This window comes from Carnobacterium sp. (assembly GCF_040274945.1).
Lineage (GTDB): Bacteria > Bacillota > Bacilli > Lactobacillales > Carnobacteriaceae > Carnobacterium_B.
In genome coordinates this window covers 131,028-146,862 of the sequence record NZ_JBEMAR010000001.1, presented here as the reverse complement: position 1 = coordinate 146,862, position 15,835 = coordinate 131,028, and the positions used below count along the sequence as shown (strand labels likewise).

General features: G+C 36.1%; 14 protein-coding genes. All 14 read left to right on the top strand.

Annotated features, from left to right (window positions below; translation table 11 throughout):
* Positions 1 to 35: 35 nt before the first annotated feature.
* A complete protein-coding gene (gene nusA, locus ABS916_RS00715; RefSeq protein WP_350450097.1) occupies positions 36 to 1,313 on the top strand; it encodes a transcription termination factor NusA in 1,278 nt (425 codons plus the stop codon).
* 15 nt (positions 1,314 to 1,328) lie between these two features.
* Positions 1,329 to 1,613, top strand: coding sequence for an RNase P modulator RnpM (gene rnpM / locus ABS916_RS00710; protein ID WP_350450096.1), 285 nt, complete (start codon positions 1,329 to 1,331; stop codon positions 1,611 to 1,613).
* Positions 1,610 to 1,915, top strand: a complete 306-nt coding sequence (locus ABS916_RS00705) for a YlxQ-related RNA-binding protein (RefSeq protein ID WP_350450095.1) — start codon at positions 1,610 to 1,612, stop codon at positions 1,913 to 1,915. Before rnpM ends, ABS916_RS00705 begins: the two co-directional genes overlap by 4 nt.
* A gap of 15 nt (positions 1,916 to 1,930) precedes the next feature.
* Positions 1,931 to 4,303: a translation initiation factor IF-2 gene (infB, locus tag ABS916_RS00700; RefSeq protein ID WP_350450094.1), complete on the top strand. Its 2,373-nt coding sequence runs from the start codon at positions 1,931 to 1,933 to the stop codon at positions 4,301 to 4,303.
* Positions 4,304 to 4,326: 23 nt separating this feature from the next.
* Positions 4,327 to 4,674 (top strand): 30S ribosome-binding factor RbfA, encoded by a 348-nt coding sequence (rbfA, locus tag ABS916_RS00695; RefSeq protein WP_350450093.1) that lies wholly within the window; start codon positions 4,327 to 4,329, stop codon positions 4,672 to 4,674.
* A gap of 182 nt (positions 4,675 to 4,856) precedes the next feature.
* Positions 4,857 to 5,411, top strand: coding sequence for a DUF421 domain-containing protein (locus tag ABS916_RS00690; protein WP_350450092.1), 555 nt, complete (start codon positions 4,857 to 4,859; stop codon positions 5,409 to 5,411).
* A gap of 200 nt (positions 5,412 to 5,611) precedes the next feature.
* Positions 5,612 to 6,532, top strand: a complete 921-nt coding sequence (gene truB / locus ABS916_RS00685) for a tRNA pseudouridine(55) synthase TruB (RefSeq protein ID WP_350450091.1) — start codon at positions 5,612 to 5,614, stop codon at positions 6,530 to 6,532.
* A gap of 15 nt (positions 6,533 to 6,547) precedes the next feature.
* Positions 6,548 to 7,525, top strand: a complete 978-nt coding sequence (gene ribF, locus ABS916_RS00680; protein WP_350450090.1) for a riboflavin biosynthesis protein RibF — start codon at positions 6,548 to 6,550, stop codon at positions 7,523 to 7,525.
* A gap of 258 nt (positions 7,526 to 7,783) precedes the next feature.
* Positions 7,784 to 8,998, top strand: coding sequence for an argininosuccinate synthase (locus tag ABS916_RS00675; RefSeq protein WP_350450089.1), 1,215 nt, complete (start codon positions 7,784 to 7,786; stop codon positions 8,996 to 8,998).
* 41 nt (positions 8,999 to 9,039) lie between these two features.
* Positions 9,040 to 10,419, top strand: a complete 1,380-nt coding sequence (gene argH / locus ABS916_RS00670; RefSeq protein ID WP_350450088.1) for an argininosuccinate lyase — start codon at positions 9,040 to 9,042, stop codon at positions 10,417 to 10,419.
* 219 nt (positions 10,420 to 10,638) lie between these two features.
* Positions 10,639 to 11,676, top strand: a complete 1,038-nt coding sequence (hrcA, locus tag ABS916_RS00665; protein ID WP_350450087.1) for a heat-inducible transcriptional repressor HrcA — start codon at positions 10,639 to 10,641, stop codon at positions 11,674 to 11,676.
* 18 nt (positions 11,677 to 11,694) lie between these two features.
* On the top strand, positions 11,695 to 12,252 hold the full coding sequence (grpE, locus tag ABS916_RS00660) for a nucleotide exchange factor GrpE (protein WP_350450086.1): 558 nt from the start codon (positions 11,695 to 11,697) through the stop codon (positions 12,250 to 12,252).
* A 46-nt stretch (positions 12,253 to 12,298) separates the two neighbouring features.
* On the top strand, positions 12,299 to 14,137 hold the full coding sequence (dnaK, locus tag ABS916_RS00655) for a molecular chaperone DnaK (protein WP_350450085.1): 1,839 nt from the start codon (positions 12,299 to 12,301) through the stop codon (positions 14,135 to 14,137).
* 129 nt (positions 14,138 to 14,266) lie between these two features.
* Entirely contained in the window at positions 14,267 to 15,424 is a 1,158-nt protein-coding gene (dnaJ, locus tag ABS916_RS00650; RefSeq protein WP_350450379.1) for a molecular chaperone DnaJ, read from the top strand.
* Positions 15,425 to 15,835: the final 411 nt, after the last annotated feature.

The window sequence follows — 15,835 nt, the reverse complement described above, 5'->3', positions numbered from 1 at the left end:
TTAAATCATTGTTAGGGATAGGAGAGAAGTGAAAAATGAGCAAAGAAATGTTAAATGCTCTTGAGGCTTTGGAACAAGAAAAAGGAATTTCAAAAGAATTCGTTATCGAAGCTTTAGAAGTTGCTTTAGTTTCAGCGTACAAAAGAAACTATGGTCAAGCACAAAACGTTGAAGTTGAATTTGATTTAAAAAAAGGGAATATCCATGTTTATTCTGTTAAAGAAGTGGTAGATGTTGTTTATGATTCTCGTCTTGAAGTAGGCATAGAAGAAGCTTTAGAATTAAACAAAGCGTATGAACTAGGCGACAAAATTCGTTTTGAAGTAACTCCTAAAGATTTCGGAAGAATTGCTGCTCAAACAGCTAAACAAGTCATCATGCAACGTGTACGAGAAGCGGAAAGAAACATTATCTACAATGAATTCATTGCTTATGAAAATGATATTATGCAAGGAATTGTTGAAAGACAAGATCACCGTTACATCTACGTTAATTTAGGTAAAATTGAAGCTGTTTTATCTAAACAAGAACAAATTCCTAATGAAGTATACAAACCTCATGATCGTATCAAAGTATACGTAACAAAAGTTGAAAATACATCAAAAGGACCACAAATTTTTGTTAGTCGTAGCCACCCTGATTTATTGAAACGTTTATTCGAACAAGAAGTTCCTGAGATCTATGATGGAGTGGTCGAAATTGTTTCAATCGCTAGAGAAGCGGGAGACCGTGCTAAGGTAGCTGTTCGTTCGAGAGAAGAACACATTGATCCAGTTGGAACATGTGTAGGACCTAAAGGACAACGTGTTCAAGCGATCGTAAATGAGTTAAAAGGTGAAAACATGGATATCGTTGAATGGGATGCAGATCCTGCAACTTATATTGGAAATGCTTTGAATCCTGCTCAAGTTGTCAGTGTGACATTCAATGAATCTGCCGGCAGCTGTTTAGTAGTTGTTCCCGATTACCAACTGTCTCTTGCAATTGGGAAACGCGGACAAAATGCTCGATTAGCGGCTAAATTAACAGGCTATAAAATCGATATCAAATCTGAAACAGACATGGAGGCTATCAATTTGGCTAAAGAAGAAACTGGTTTAGAAAAAGATGTTAAGTATGCTGAAGTAATTGAAACGATTGAAAGTCAAGAACAAGAAATGAATGATGAAGAAATCATTGAATCTGTTGAAGACCTAGATTCTGAATTTGATGAAATCACAATTGCTGATGACATTGGAGAAGGTAATTTAGATGCTGAATCGGCAGAAGAATTGATTGAATTAGCTGAAGAACGGGATAACGTGGAAGACTAACAAGAGGTGAAAATGATGCCAAAACGTAAAATTCCTATGAGGAAATGTGTTATTTCCAACGAAATGAAACCTAAAAAAGATATGCTTCGAATTGTGATTAATAAAGAAAATCAAGTATCTATCGATCCAAGCGGAAAATTGCCTGGGCGAGGAGCTTATGTCTCAATTGAACCTGAAATCGTACAATCTGCATGGGAAAAACATGTGCTGGATAAAGTATTAGGTACAACATTGGACGATGCTTTTTATCAAGAACTTTTGGACTATGTTACGCATCAAAAAGCTAGGATGAGTTTATGATAGAAGAACAAAAAGTTTTAAATCTTTTAGGCATGGCAACACGAGCAGGGAAACTAACCACTGGTGAAGACTTAAGTTTAAAAGAAATCAGAAATCAGTCTGCTAAAATTGTGATTGTAGCGACTGATGCAAGTGAAAATACGAAGAAAAAAGTCTCGGATAAGTGTAGTTATTATGAAATTCCTTTTATAATTCACTTTACGAGAAGTGAATTAAGCCAAGCAATAGGAAGAGAACGAACCATTTGCACCATCACGGATAATGGCTTTGGAAAAAAATTCCGAGAATTATTATCAATTTAATTGGAGGGTGATAACATGGCTAAGAAACGTGTATATGAGTACGCTAAAGAATTAGATGTACCAACTAAAAGTGTTATTGATAAAGCAAAAGAACTTGGGATTGATTACAATAGCCATATGTCTTCAATGGAAGACAAACAAGTTGAACAACTAAATCAAGTATTTGTTTCAAATAAAAAAGGCACTACAGCTCCTAGCAAGAGTGTTCAAACAGAATCAACGAGTACTTCAAGTACAAAAAATCAAAAAGGTGGTAATACTATAACGAATCAGAAGAACCAATCCAATCAACCAAACCGTCCAGCAAAAGAAAACCAAGCTGGTACAAATAAGCCGAAAAATACAACAACTGTAAAACCGGCATCAACAAACAAACCAGCTGCAAAACCAGCTGCATCAGCAAAACCAAAAACGCAAACAAGCAGCCAAACTGCTCAAAGCGGAACTGGAAATCAAGCACCACAACGTGCAGCAGCAGCTCCAGCAGGTAATAAAAATAAACGCACGGGTAACAGACCGTTTAACCGTGGTAGTGTGGGAACACATGGCGGATTTAACAAACGTAAGAGAAAAGGTAAAAAAGGTGAAACTAAACCAGTAGCACCACCAGTAGCACGTAAATTTAAAGAGTTGCCAGAAGTACTTGTGTATACAGATGGTATGACTGTAGCAGATATTTCTAAAAAGATTTACCGCGAACCAGCTGAAATTATCAAAAAATTATTCCTACTTGGTGTCGTAGCAACATTGAACCAAAGCTTAAGTAAAGAAACTATTGAATTATTGGCTGAAGAGTACGGTATTGCAACGGAAGAAAAAGTTCAAGTAGACGTATCTGATTTAGATGTGTACTTTGAGCAAGAATCTGCTGAAGAAAATCTTACTTCTCGCCCACCAGTAGTAACAATTATGGGACACGTTGACCATGGTAAAACAACATTACTAGACTCTCTTAGAAATACAAAAGTTAGTTTAGGCGAAGCCGGTGGAATTACTCAACATATCGGAGCTTACCAAGTTGATGTTGATGGAAAAATCATTACCTTCCTTGATACTCCAGGACATGCTGCGTTTACAACAATGCGTGCTCGTGGTGCAGATGTAACGGATATCACCATCATTGTGGTAGCTGCAGATGACGGCGTTATGCCTCAAACAGTTGAAGCAATCAACCATGCTAAAGCTGCTGAAGTTCCAATTATTGTAGCAGTAAACAAAGTTGATAAACCAGATGCAAATCCTGAACGTGTTATGCAAGAATTAACTGAATATGGTTTGGTTCCTGAATCATGGGGTGGAGACACTATTTTTGTTGAAATCTCAGCTAAATTCGGACAAAACTTAGATGAATTATTAGAAATGATCTTACTTGTAGCTGAAGTGGAAGATTTAAAAGCAGACCCTACTCGTTTAGCACTTGGTTCAGTTATTGAAGCTCGTTTAGATAAATCAAAAGGTCCAATTGCTACTTTACTTGTTCAAGAAGGAACATTGAATGTTGGAGATCCTATTGTTGTTGGGAATACTTACGGACGTGTTCGTGTAATGGTTAACGAAAATGGTCGTCGTGTTAAACATGCTGGCCCTTCTGCTCCAGTTGAAATTACTGGTTTAAACAATGCTCCTCAAGCAGGAGATCAATTCGTTGTCTTTGAAGATGAAAAAACAGCTCGTACAGCTGGAGAAACTCGTGAGAAGAAAGCAATGGCTGAACAACGTTCGGTAACGAACCGTGTAACCATTGACAACTTATTCTCTAGTTTACAAGAAGGCGAATTAAAAGACGTTAATGTTATTATTAAGGCAGACGTACAAGGTTCTGCAGAAGCTTTATCATCAAGTTTACAAAAAATTGATGTAGAAGGCGTTCGTGTGAAAATGATTCATACAGCAGTAGGAGCAATCAACGAAAGTGATATCACTTTGGCCGCTGCAAGTAATGCAATCATTATCGGATTTAACGTTCGTCCAACTCCACAAGCTAAGGTTCAAGCTGATCAAGAACAAGTTGATATTCGTTTACACCGTATCATCTATAATGCTATTGATGAAATTGAAACAGCTATGAAGGGTCTATTGGATCCTGAATACGAAGAAAAAATAACTGGACAAGCAGTCGTTCGTGAAACATTCAAAGTATCTAAAGTTGGAACAATTGCCGGAGGATTTGTTACAGATGGTTACATCACTCGTAGCAGCAGCATCCGTTTGATTCGTGACAATATTGTTATCTTTGAAGGCGAATTAGCAAGTTTGAAACGCTTTAAAGACGATGCTAAAGAAGTTAAAAAAGGATTCGAATGTGGATTTATGGTTAAAGATTACAACGAAGTTCAAGTGGATGATGTTATCGAAGCTTATGAAATGGTTGAAATTAAACGTAAGTAATATGTAAGAAAGAAGGGTTAAACATGGCAAATCATAGAATTGGTCGCGTTTCTCAAGAAATTCAAAGAGAAGTAAATGATATCTTGAAAAAACGTGTGAAAGATCCCCGTGTTGCTGATGTAAATATAACCGACGTACGTGTAACAGGTGATCTACAACAAGCAACGGTTTTCTACAGTATTTTATCTGATAAAGTTAGCGATCGTGAAAAAACACAGCTAGGATTGGATAAAGCTTCTGGTTTAGTTAGAAGTGAGTTAGGCCAACGTTTATCACTTTACAAAACACCAGAAATTAAATTTGAGCGTGATGAATCTGTTGAATATGGTAATCATATTGATGAATTATTGCGCAACTTAAATAAAGACTAAATAGGTTCTCAATAAACTAAGTGAGATAAGAAATCTTACTAAAATATGAGACTAAGTTCAAACCCCCAAAGGTAATCTTTGGGGGTTTTTTATTTAAAGAATTTAGTAAAATTTCTTTAATTTCAATTTCTTTACTCTTTAAAACATTTTCTTTACACTTAATGTGTAAGGGAGGTATTTTTATGTCAGATTTTTTAATAAATATGCAAACAGAAATGAGAGCGCCGAATCTTTTATTTGAAAGTTGGACACCAGTTATTAGAATCTTTTTTGCAACGATCATTACCTTTATATTGTTGCTTGTCTGCTTAAGAATATTTGGTAATAGAAGTGTTTCCAATATTAGTATACAGGATGTTATCACTTCATTTACTATAGGATCAACGATTTCTTCTACTTTGATTTTAAAAGAAGTAACAATCGTTAATGGCTTTTTAGCCATTGTTCTCTTATTATTCTTACAGTTTCTTATTTCAAAAATCATTAGCAAATGGCCAATTTTATCTAACTATATTAATCCGCCTCCAAAAGTATTGTTTTTAAAAGGAGATTTTTTAGAACATACAATGAAAAAGAGTCGAGTAACAAAAGAAAATATTTATTCTGCTATTCGATCTCAAGCAAGGTGTTCTTCTGATAAGGTTTTTGCGGTACTGTTAGAATCAAATGGAAATTTTTCAGTAGTGACTGAAGTTAGTCCAGGCTATGAAGAAGAAATTTTAAAATATTTAAACTAAAGAGACTAGGGCATAGTTCCTGGTCTCTGATTTTGCATTCTTGCCCTTTTCTACGTATCCATTCATTGTAAAAAAACTTTCGTTTAAGTTTATTGATTAAACAGATGAATGAACTAATATACAGTTAACAAATGGATGACGGTATTTTGGTAATTATGGTATACTAGGAGAGTTAAAAAAAGGAAGGTTGGGATTTAGCTATGGAAGGTATTCTCCCTTTATGGAAAGAACGTGGCATGACCAGCCATGATTGTGTATTTAAACTCAGAAAGATCTTAAAAACTAAAAAAATTGGGCATACAGGTACGTTAGATCCAGATGTAGATGGCGTGTTGCCTATTTGTGTGGGCAAAGCCACAAAAGTTGTTGAGTATATGATGGAAACGGGTAAAGGCTACATAGGAGAAATCACACTTGGGTATTCCACTACAACAGAAGACCGCAGCGGAGAAATTGTTGAACAAGTCCGTGTTAGAAACATTCCATCACTGGAAAGCATTGATGCAGCTATGAATAACATAGTGGGAAAAATTACTCAGATTCCGCCAATGTATTCTGCTGTAAAAGTAAATGGGAAAAAATTGTATGAGTATGCTCGTGCTGGTGAAACGGTTGAGCGACCGGTTAGAATTGCTGACATAAAATCATTTAAGCGCACTTCGGATCTTTTGGTAGATGAAGAGCAAGGAACTGTTTCGTGGAAATTTGAAGTAGCTTGTGGTAAAGGGACTTATGTTCGTACGTTAGCAGTGGATCTAGGCGCAAATTTGGGTTATCCTGCTCATATGTCAGACTTAACACGTATCTTAAGCGGAACTTTTAAAGCCAGTGATTGTTTAACTTTAGCGCAAGTTGCTGAAAAAATGGAACAACAAGAAATAGAAGAAGCTTTATTTCCTTTGGAATTTGGCTTGAAAGAGTTGGCTTCTTTTGAAATTGATCAAGAGCTTTGGGATAAAGTTAAAAATGGCACATTGCTTCCAATCAATACTGTACCCGAAGAATTATTGTCTAAGCCGATCGTTTTTATGTATCTTCAAAAAGCTGTCAGTATTTATGCCGTTCACCCGCAAAAAAAAGAGTATTTAAAACCAATTAAAGTATTACGAAATAATTTATAGAGGAGTTTTCACATTATGGAAATCATTAAATTACATCATCCATATGAGGAAGGTGAAATCCCTAAAGATAAAGTAGTATTAGCTTTAGGTTTTTTTGATGGCGTCCACAGAGGTCATCAAGAAGTAATCGGCAGAGCAAAAAAAATTGCCGAAAAAAATCAGTTGAAATTAGCAGTTATGACATTTAATCAGCATCCGTCAATTGTATTTAAAAAATTAAACCCGGATCATCATAAATATCTTTCCACTGTTTCTCGTAAAGAAGAGTTAATGGAAAAAATTGGTGTTGATTTTCTTTATGAAGTAGACTTTACGTCTGCTTTTGCAGGATTGACTCCTCAAGAGTTTGTAGAACAATACATTATTGGTTTACATGCCCAAACGGTTGTAGCCGGTTTTGATTATTCATTTGGAAAAAAAGAAGTGGCCTCTATGGAGCACTTACCGCTATATGCTAAAGATCGTTTTGAAATCGTAGTGGTGGAGAAACAACTTTCAAAAGAAGACAAAATCAGTTCTACGCGTATTCGCTTAGCTCTAGAGGTTGGAGATATGGCTGCTGCAAATAATTTACTGGGTTATGTTTATGCTACGCCTGGAAGGGTCGTACATGGGGATGCAAGAGGAAGATTATTAGGATTCCCAACAGCGAATATCGAAGTTGAGAACTTTGTTAAATTGCCACGCATAGGCGTATATGCTGTTGAAATCTTAGTAGGTGATCAAGTTTATAAAGGAATGGCCTCTATCGGTCATAATGTAACCTTTGAACCGAATCGTCCGCTAACAGTTGAAGTGTACATTCTTGATTTTAATGAAGATATCTATGGTGAAAAAGTAACGGTGTTCTGGTACGATTATTTACGCAATGAGGAAAAATTTGATTCGATTGATGCTCTGATCGCTCAATTGAAACAAGATGAATTAGATACTGCACATTTTTTTGAAGAGTATAAAGGATTGACTCATAAGAACTTTTTAAGTGAACACTAAACGAATAAAAAAGAGACGAGATAGAACAATCTTGTCTTTTTTTTGTATATAAAAATGAAAAAATCATGAGTCAGTATTTTTTTACGTTTATCCAATTATACATTTTAAATGAATATAATATGTTTATATACAATATTTTTTCTTTAATAAGCAAAATAATACAAGAAACGGTATAAAAAAACACTTTTTGCTTGTTTTAATCTTTTTGCCATGTTAGGATACTTTCATGCAATAAAATTAATCGGATGAGGTGTTTTTATGAATAAAGGAAAAGTTGTTTTAGCTTACTCAGGAGGACTGGATACGTCAGTCTCTATTAAATGGTTAATGGATGAAGGATATGATGTAATAGCTTGTTGTTTAGATGTTGGAGAAGGAAAGAACTTAGATTTTATTAAAGATAAAGCAATCGAAATTGGAGCGGTAGCTTCTTATACGATTGACGCTAAAGATGAATTTGCTAATGACTTTGCATTAATCGCGTTACAAGCGCACACGTATTATGAAGGTAAGTATCCGCTGATCTCAGCGTTATCTCGTCCTTTAATTGCTAAAAAATTAGTTGAAGTAGCTGTAAAAGAAGAAGCTGTAGCAGTAGCACATGGATGTACAGGAAAAGGGAATGATCAAGTTCGTTTTGAAGTTGCCATTCATTCTTTAGCACCAGATTTAAAAGTACTTGCACCAGTTCGTGACTGGACATGGTCAAGAGAAGAAGAAATCAATTATGCTATTGAGCACTCTATTCCTGTTCCAATTGATTTAGACAACCCTTTCTCTATCGATCAAAATCTATGGGGAAGAAGCAATGAGTGTGGGGTTTTAGAAAATCCATGGATTGCTCCACCAGAAGTTGCGTATGACTTAACCGTTAGTTTAGAAAATACACCAGATATTCCTGAAATGATTGAAATTGAATTTTTAGCAGGTGTACCGATAGCGATCGATGGTTCAAAATATGAATTGTCTGAGTTAATCCAACAGTTGAACAGCATTGCTGGGAAACATGGAGTTGGACGGATCGACCATATTGAGAACAGATTGATTGGGATCAAATCTCGTGAAGTTTATGAAGCTCCTGGAGCAGTAACATTAATGACGGCACATAAAGAGCTAGAAGATCTTACTTTTGTTAAAGATATCGCGCACTTTAAGCCGATGATCGAACAAAAAATAACTGAAATGATTTACAACGGATTATGGTTCAACCCATTAACTGAAAGTTTGATTGCCTTTTTGAAATCTACTCAAAAGTACGTTAACGGAACCGTTCGGGTGAAATTGTTTAAAGGACATGCCATTGTAGAAGGCAGAAAATCACCTAACTCATTGTATGATGAGAACTTGGCGACTTATACTTCTGCAGATACATTTAACCAAGAGTCATCTGTTGGCTTTATCAAATTATGGGGATTGCCTACAAAAGTACACGCAGAAGTAAATAAGCCAAAAGATGCCATTAAAACCAAGTAAAATCGAAGAAAGTACACTTAATAAAAGATAGGATGACAAATATGAAAAAATTATGGGGCGGTCGTTTTGAAGGAGAAAACCAAAATTGGATTGATGAGTTTGGGGCTTCAATTGAAGTAGACCAAGTTTTAGCTGAAGAAGACATTTTAGGAAGTTTGGCACATGTTGACATGTTGGCTAAAACAGCGATTATTCTTCAAGAAGAAGCAGATGAAATCATCAAAGGGTTAGAAAGTCTTTTAGTAAAAGCCCAAAAGAAAGAGTTGGTATTCTCTATTGAAAATGAAGATATTCATTTGAATATTGAAACGCTTCTCCATAAAGAAATTGGTCCTGTTGCAGGAAAGTTGCACACTGCAAGAAGCCGGAATGATCAAGTAGCTACAGACATGCACCTGTATTTAAAACGTCAAGTAGGTGAAATTTCCGTATCGCTTGAGGATCTGGAAAAAGTTATTTTACTGAAAGCAGAAAAACATGTTGAAACGATTGTTCCTGGATATACGCATTTGCAGCATGCACAACCCATTTCTTTTGCTCATCATTTATTGGCGTATTACAATATGTTTAAACGTGATTTAGAACGGTATCAAGACAGTTTGAAACGAATTGATTGCTCTCCACTAGGAGCAGCTGCCTTGGCAGGGACAACATTTCCAATCGATCGTTTGTACACTGCTGAACAGTTAGGTTTCAACTCTATCTATTCCAATAGTATGGATGCCGTTAGCGATCGAGACTTTATCTTAGAATTTCTATCCACCAGCAGTATACTGATGATGCATCTTTCACGTTTTTGCGAAGAAATAATTCTTTGGACCAGCCATGAATATCAATTCGCTAGTTTAACGGATACTTTTTCGACGGGTAGTTCCATTATGCCGCAAAAGAAAAATCCAGATATGGCAGAATTGATTCGTGGAAAAACAGGTAGAGTGTACGGCAATTTATTTTCGTTGTTAACGACAATGAAAAGTTTGCCGCTTGCCTATAACAAGGATCTACAAGAAGACAAAGAAGGCATGTTTGATACGGTAAAAACGGTTAAAGATTGTTTGGAAATATTTGCTGGTATGTTGGAAGACATGATTGTGCATGAAGAAAATATGAGTGAAGCGACAACGAAAGATTTTTCGAACGCAACTGAATTAGCGGATTATCTGGCTTCAAAAGGTACCCCATTTAGAGAAGCACATGAAATTGTTGGAAAACTTGTGTTGAAGTGCTTGAAAAATGGCCATTATTTACAAGATATTCCTTTAACCGAATTTCAACAAGTCGCTCCTATTATCGAGGAAGACGTTTATACCTTATTGGAATCTCGTATAGCTGTTGAACGTAGAAATTCATTAGGTGGTACTGGATTCGAACAAATTAGAAATGAAATTGAAAAAGCTAAACTAGAATTTAATCTAATATAAGAAGAATTAAAAGATAGTGTTGAAGATGGAACTTTCCATTTTTGACACTGTCTTTTTAGTAAAAGTAGGATAAATCAAGCGTTATACCGGCTTTTTAGAGAAACGTCAAAATTAGTCAAAAAATAAGCAAAAATTATTGACAGATACAGTTATATTTGGTAAATTAATAAATGTATTAGCACTCAATAGTTTCAAGTGCTAAAAAAGAGGTGATGCAATATGTTAACTGAAAGGCAGATTTTAATTTTAAAATCTATCATTCGCTTATACACTTCATATGAGACACCCATTGGTTCTAAAACCTTAATGAATGAAGCTGAAATCAATTTTAGTTCAGCAACCATTCGTAATGAAATGGGGCGTCTTGAAGAATTAGGCTTCATTGAAAAAACGCATTCGTCATCCGGTCGTGTCCCATCTTTAAAAGGGTACCGTTTTTACGTGGACCATCTGGTACATCCAGCGAAAATTCAAAAAAAAGATCTTGCGATCATAAAGAGTGCTTTAGGAAATCAGTTCAGGCAATTGGATGAGATTGTTTTTCAATCGGCTGAATTGCTTTCTCGGTTGACCAGTTACACGGCGATTACGTTAGGTTCTGAAATCAAAGAAAGTATTCTAACTGGTTTTCGATTGGTGCCATTAAATGATTATCAAGTGATGGCTATCTTAGTAACCGATAAGGGCCATGTAGAAAACCAAATAGTAACGATTCCTAGGTCAATGGATGTTAACGAGCTAGAAAAAATTGTTCGTATTTTTAATGAACAATTAGTTGGTCTTTCGCTAATGGAAGTATTTAAAAGACTGAAGACAGAAATTCCGATATTGTTGAATAAATATGTTCGAACAAATGAAGGAATGTTGAATATCTTCGAAGATGTCTTTTTGAAAGCTGGACAAGATAGGATGCACGTAGGTGGAAGAATGAATATACTCGATTTCTCGAATGAATTAAATGTCGAAAAATTCAAGTCTATTTATTCCTTAATGGATGGTACTCATGACTTATCTTCTTTATTGGTTCCAAGTACTACCGGAATCAATGTGAAAATTGGTACGGAGTTAAACAATGAGCTTTTTAATGAGTTCAGTTTAATTACAGCAAGTTATGACATTGAAGGATATAGTTCAGGTGTTATTGCATTATTAGGTCCAACAAATATGCCGTATTCTAAAATGATTGGTTTGGTGGATGTATTTCGAAATGAGCTTTCAAAAAAAATAATCGACTACTATCAAGCTGTAGACGATTAATCAAAAGGAGCTGTTGTTGTGTCTAGAAATAAAGATAAAAAGCAAGAACAAGAAATGGTTGAAGAAACACCAACAGAATTGGTAGAAGAAACAACTGAATCTGTGGAAGTGGAACAACCAGAAGTTGATGAACTTGCTAAAGTAAAAGCTGATTTAGAAGAAATGGAAAATAAATATTTGCGTGTGCAAGCTGAAATGGCAAATATCCAAAAACGCAATGCAAAAGAACGTGAAGATGCTGCTAAATTCCGTGCTCAATCTTTAGCAACAGAATTACTTCCCGTTATTGATAACTTAGAACGAGCTCTAGCTATTGAAGTAACAGATGAGCAAGGGAAAAGTTTGAAAAAAGGAATTGAAATGGTTATGGAAACATTCAATGCTGCATTGAAAAGCGAAGGCATTGAAGTGATTGATCCTTTAAATGAACCTTTTGATCCAAACTTCCATCAGGCGATTCAAACTGTTCCTGTTGAAGAAGGTCAAGCAAGCGAAACAGTTGTACAAGTTTTCCAAAAAGGTTATGATTTAAACGGACGCGTATTACGTCCCGCAATGGTAATTGTTGCTCAATAAAATTTAGATAACTGTAAAAAAATAATAAAAAAATGAGGGATTTATAATGGGTAAAATGATTGGTATTGACTTAGGAACAACAAACTCAGCAGTTGCTGTATTAGAAGGCGGAGAAGCAAAAATTATTCCGAATCCAGAAGGCAATCGTACGACTCCATCAGTTGTTGCATTTAAAAACGGAGAAATGCAAGTAGGGGAAGTGGCTAAACGCCAAGCTGTAACAAACCCTAACACAATTAGCTCAATCAAACGTCATATCGGCGAAGCTGGCTTTTCAGTTGAAGTTGATGGTAAAAAATATACTCCACAAGAAGTTTCTGCAACAATTCTTCAATACTTGAAAGGTTATGCTGAAAGCTATTTAGGCGAAACAGTTGATAAAGCTGTTATCACTGTTCCTGCTTACTTCAATGATGCACAACGTCAAGCAACAAAAGATGCTGGTAAAATTGCTGGTCTTGAAGTGGAACGTATCGTTAATGAACCAACTGCTGCAGCATTAGCATATGGTTTAGACAAAGTAGACAAAGATGAAAAAGTTTTAGTATTTGACCTTGGTGGTGGTACTTTTGACGTTTCAATCCTTGAATTAGGAGACGGCGTATTTGATGTATTATCTACTGCAGGTGACAACAAATTAGGTGGAGATGATTTTGATAACAAAATCATGGAATACTTGGTAGCTGAATTCAAAAAAGAAAACGGCGTTGACTTATCTAAAGACAAAATGGCTGTACAACGTTTGAAAGACGCTGCTGAAAAAGCTAAAAAAGACTTATCAGGCGTAACTTCAACTCAAATCAGCTTACCATTTATCACTGCTGGAGAAGCTGGACCATTACACTTGGAAATCAACTTAACTCGTGCTAAATTTGACGAATTAACTTATGACCTAGTAGAACGTACTAAAGGACCTGTTCGCCAAGCATTGAAAGATGCTGGATTATCAACATCAGAAATTGATGAAGTAATCTTAGTTGGTGGATCAACACGTATCCCTTCTGTTGTAGAAGCAGTACGTAAAGAAGCTGGAAAAGAACCAAACAAATCAGTTAACCCTGATGAAGTTGTAGCAATGGGTGCTGCAATCCAAGGTGGAGTTATCACTGGTGACGTTAAAGACATCGTATTGTTAGATGTTACTCCGTTATCATTAGGTATTGAAACTATGGGTGGCGTATTTACTAAATTGATCGAACGTAACACAACGATCCCAACAAGTAAATCACAAGTATTCTCAACTGCTGCTGACAACCAACCAGCTGTTGACGTACACGTAATGCAAGGGGAACGTCCAATGGCAGCCGACAACAAAACATTAGGTCGCTTCCAATTGACAGATATTCCTGCTGCACCACGTGGAATTCCTCAAATCGAAGTAACATTTGATATTGATAAAAACGGAATTGTTAACGTAAGTGCTAAAGACTTAGGTACTCAAAAAGAACAAACAATTACGATCAAATCTTCTTCAGGTTTAACAGACGAAGAAATCGAACGTATGGTTAAAGATGCAGAAGCTAATGCTGAAGCGGATAAAGCTCGTAAAGAAGAAGTAGAATTACGTAACGAAGTGGATCAATTATTATTCCAAGTAGATAAAACTATTGGTGAATTAGAAGGCAAAGTTGATGAAGCTGAAGTTAAAAAAGCTGAAGAAGCTCGTGATGAATTGAAAGCTGCTGTCGAAGCAAATGATATTGAAGCAATGAAAACAAAACGCGATGAATTAAATGAAATCGTACAAGCTTTAACAGTTAAATTATATGAACAAGCTGCTCAAGCACAAGGAGAAGCAAATCCTGAAGCTGCAGAACAAGCACAAGATGGATCTGAAGATGTTGTAGATGCTGATTTTGAAGAAATCGATGATGACGCTAAATAACCTTCATAATTTAAGGATGGAATGGAAAAGCCAAGGCAAATTGCTTTTGGCTTTTTCTTCTAGATATGCTATGCTCATGAAGGTGAATTTGAGGATACATTAAAAATTGTCAAGTGACGATGGAGGGAAATTATGGCTAAAAGAGATTTATATGAAGTATTAGGAGTATCAAAAGGTGCTTCCGATGATGAAATAAAAAAGGCATACAGAAAATTATCAAAAAAGTTCCATCCGGATATTAATAAAGAAGCTGGATCTGAAGAAAAGTTTAAGGAAGTTGCGGAAGCTTATGAAGTATTAAGTAACCCTGACAAACGTGCGGCATATGACCAATATGGACATGCAAGTACAGATCCAAACTTTGGAGCAGGTGGCGGCGGTTACGGCGGCGGAGGCTTTGGCGGATTCGGCGGCGGTGGATTCGAAGATATCTTTGAATCATTCTTTGGAGGCGGCGGTCGTTCGCAAAATCCAAACGCTCCTCGTCAAGGAGACGATTTACAATACACAATCAATCTTGAATTTGAAGAAGCTATTTTTGGGAAAGAAACCACCATCAGTTATAACCGTGAAGAAGAATGTAAAACGTGTCATGGTGATGGGGCTAAACCAGGAACACACCCTGTAACATGTTCTAAATGTCATGGTACAGGTTCATTGAACGTTGAGAGAAACACGCCACTTGGCCGAGTAATGACGCGTCAAACATGTGATGTTTGTCATGGTACAGGTCAAGAAATCAAAGAAACTTGTCCAACTTGTCATGGTTCTGGACATACGAAAGACAAACATACGGTTAAAGTAACTGTTCCTGCAGGTGTTGAAGATGGAAATCAAATGCGCTTAAACGGACAAGGAGAAGCCGGTAAAAATGGTGGACCTTACGGAGATCTATATGTTGTCTTCCGTGTTAAAGCTAGCAATCAATTTGATCGAGATGGATCAGAAATTTATTACGAATTGCCAATCAATATCGTCCAAGCATCTTTAGGGGATGAAGTGGAAGTTCCAACCGTTCATGGTAAGGTGAAATTAAAAATACCTGCTGGAACACAAACAGGAACGAATTTCCGTTTGAGAGGCAAAGGAGCACCAAAATTACGTGGTACAGGTACAGGAGACCAACATGTAAGAGTTAAATTAATGACTCCGAAAAACTTATCAAAAGAACAAACAGACTTGTTGAGACAATTCGCTAAATCTAGCGGTATGGAAGTTGAAGAACAAGATGGTTCGATTTTTGATAAAGTAAAAGATGCATTTAAAGCAGATAAGAAAAAAAAATGAACCGATTTTTTTAAATAAGTAGATTGATTAAAAAATGGTGTTGGTGTTTTCAAAAGAAATTTCTTTTGGAATGAACGGATTTGCTTGTAAAAAGCCATGGTACCGCCTGAAGCTTATAATTGTCATGGTTGTTGTTGCTTTAGCAGCATACAAACATGATACACTTGGGCGTTATTGCCCACAGTGCTTCCTTAAAAGCTACAAGCAAACTCTATTCCTCCAGAAATTTTGGTTAAGTGGTTGAACTAGTTTACCAACACTAAAATTTATCTACCTAATTAATATGAGCTTTGTTTATAATGTGAAAGAAAAACCTGAGCTAATGCTTAGGTTTTTCTTTCGTCTTAAGAGCTAGTTTGAGTCAACGCATTGTAATTCAAGCTTTTCACTGGTATAATTTATAGTGACACT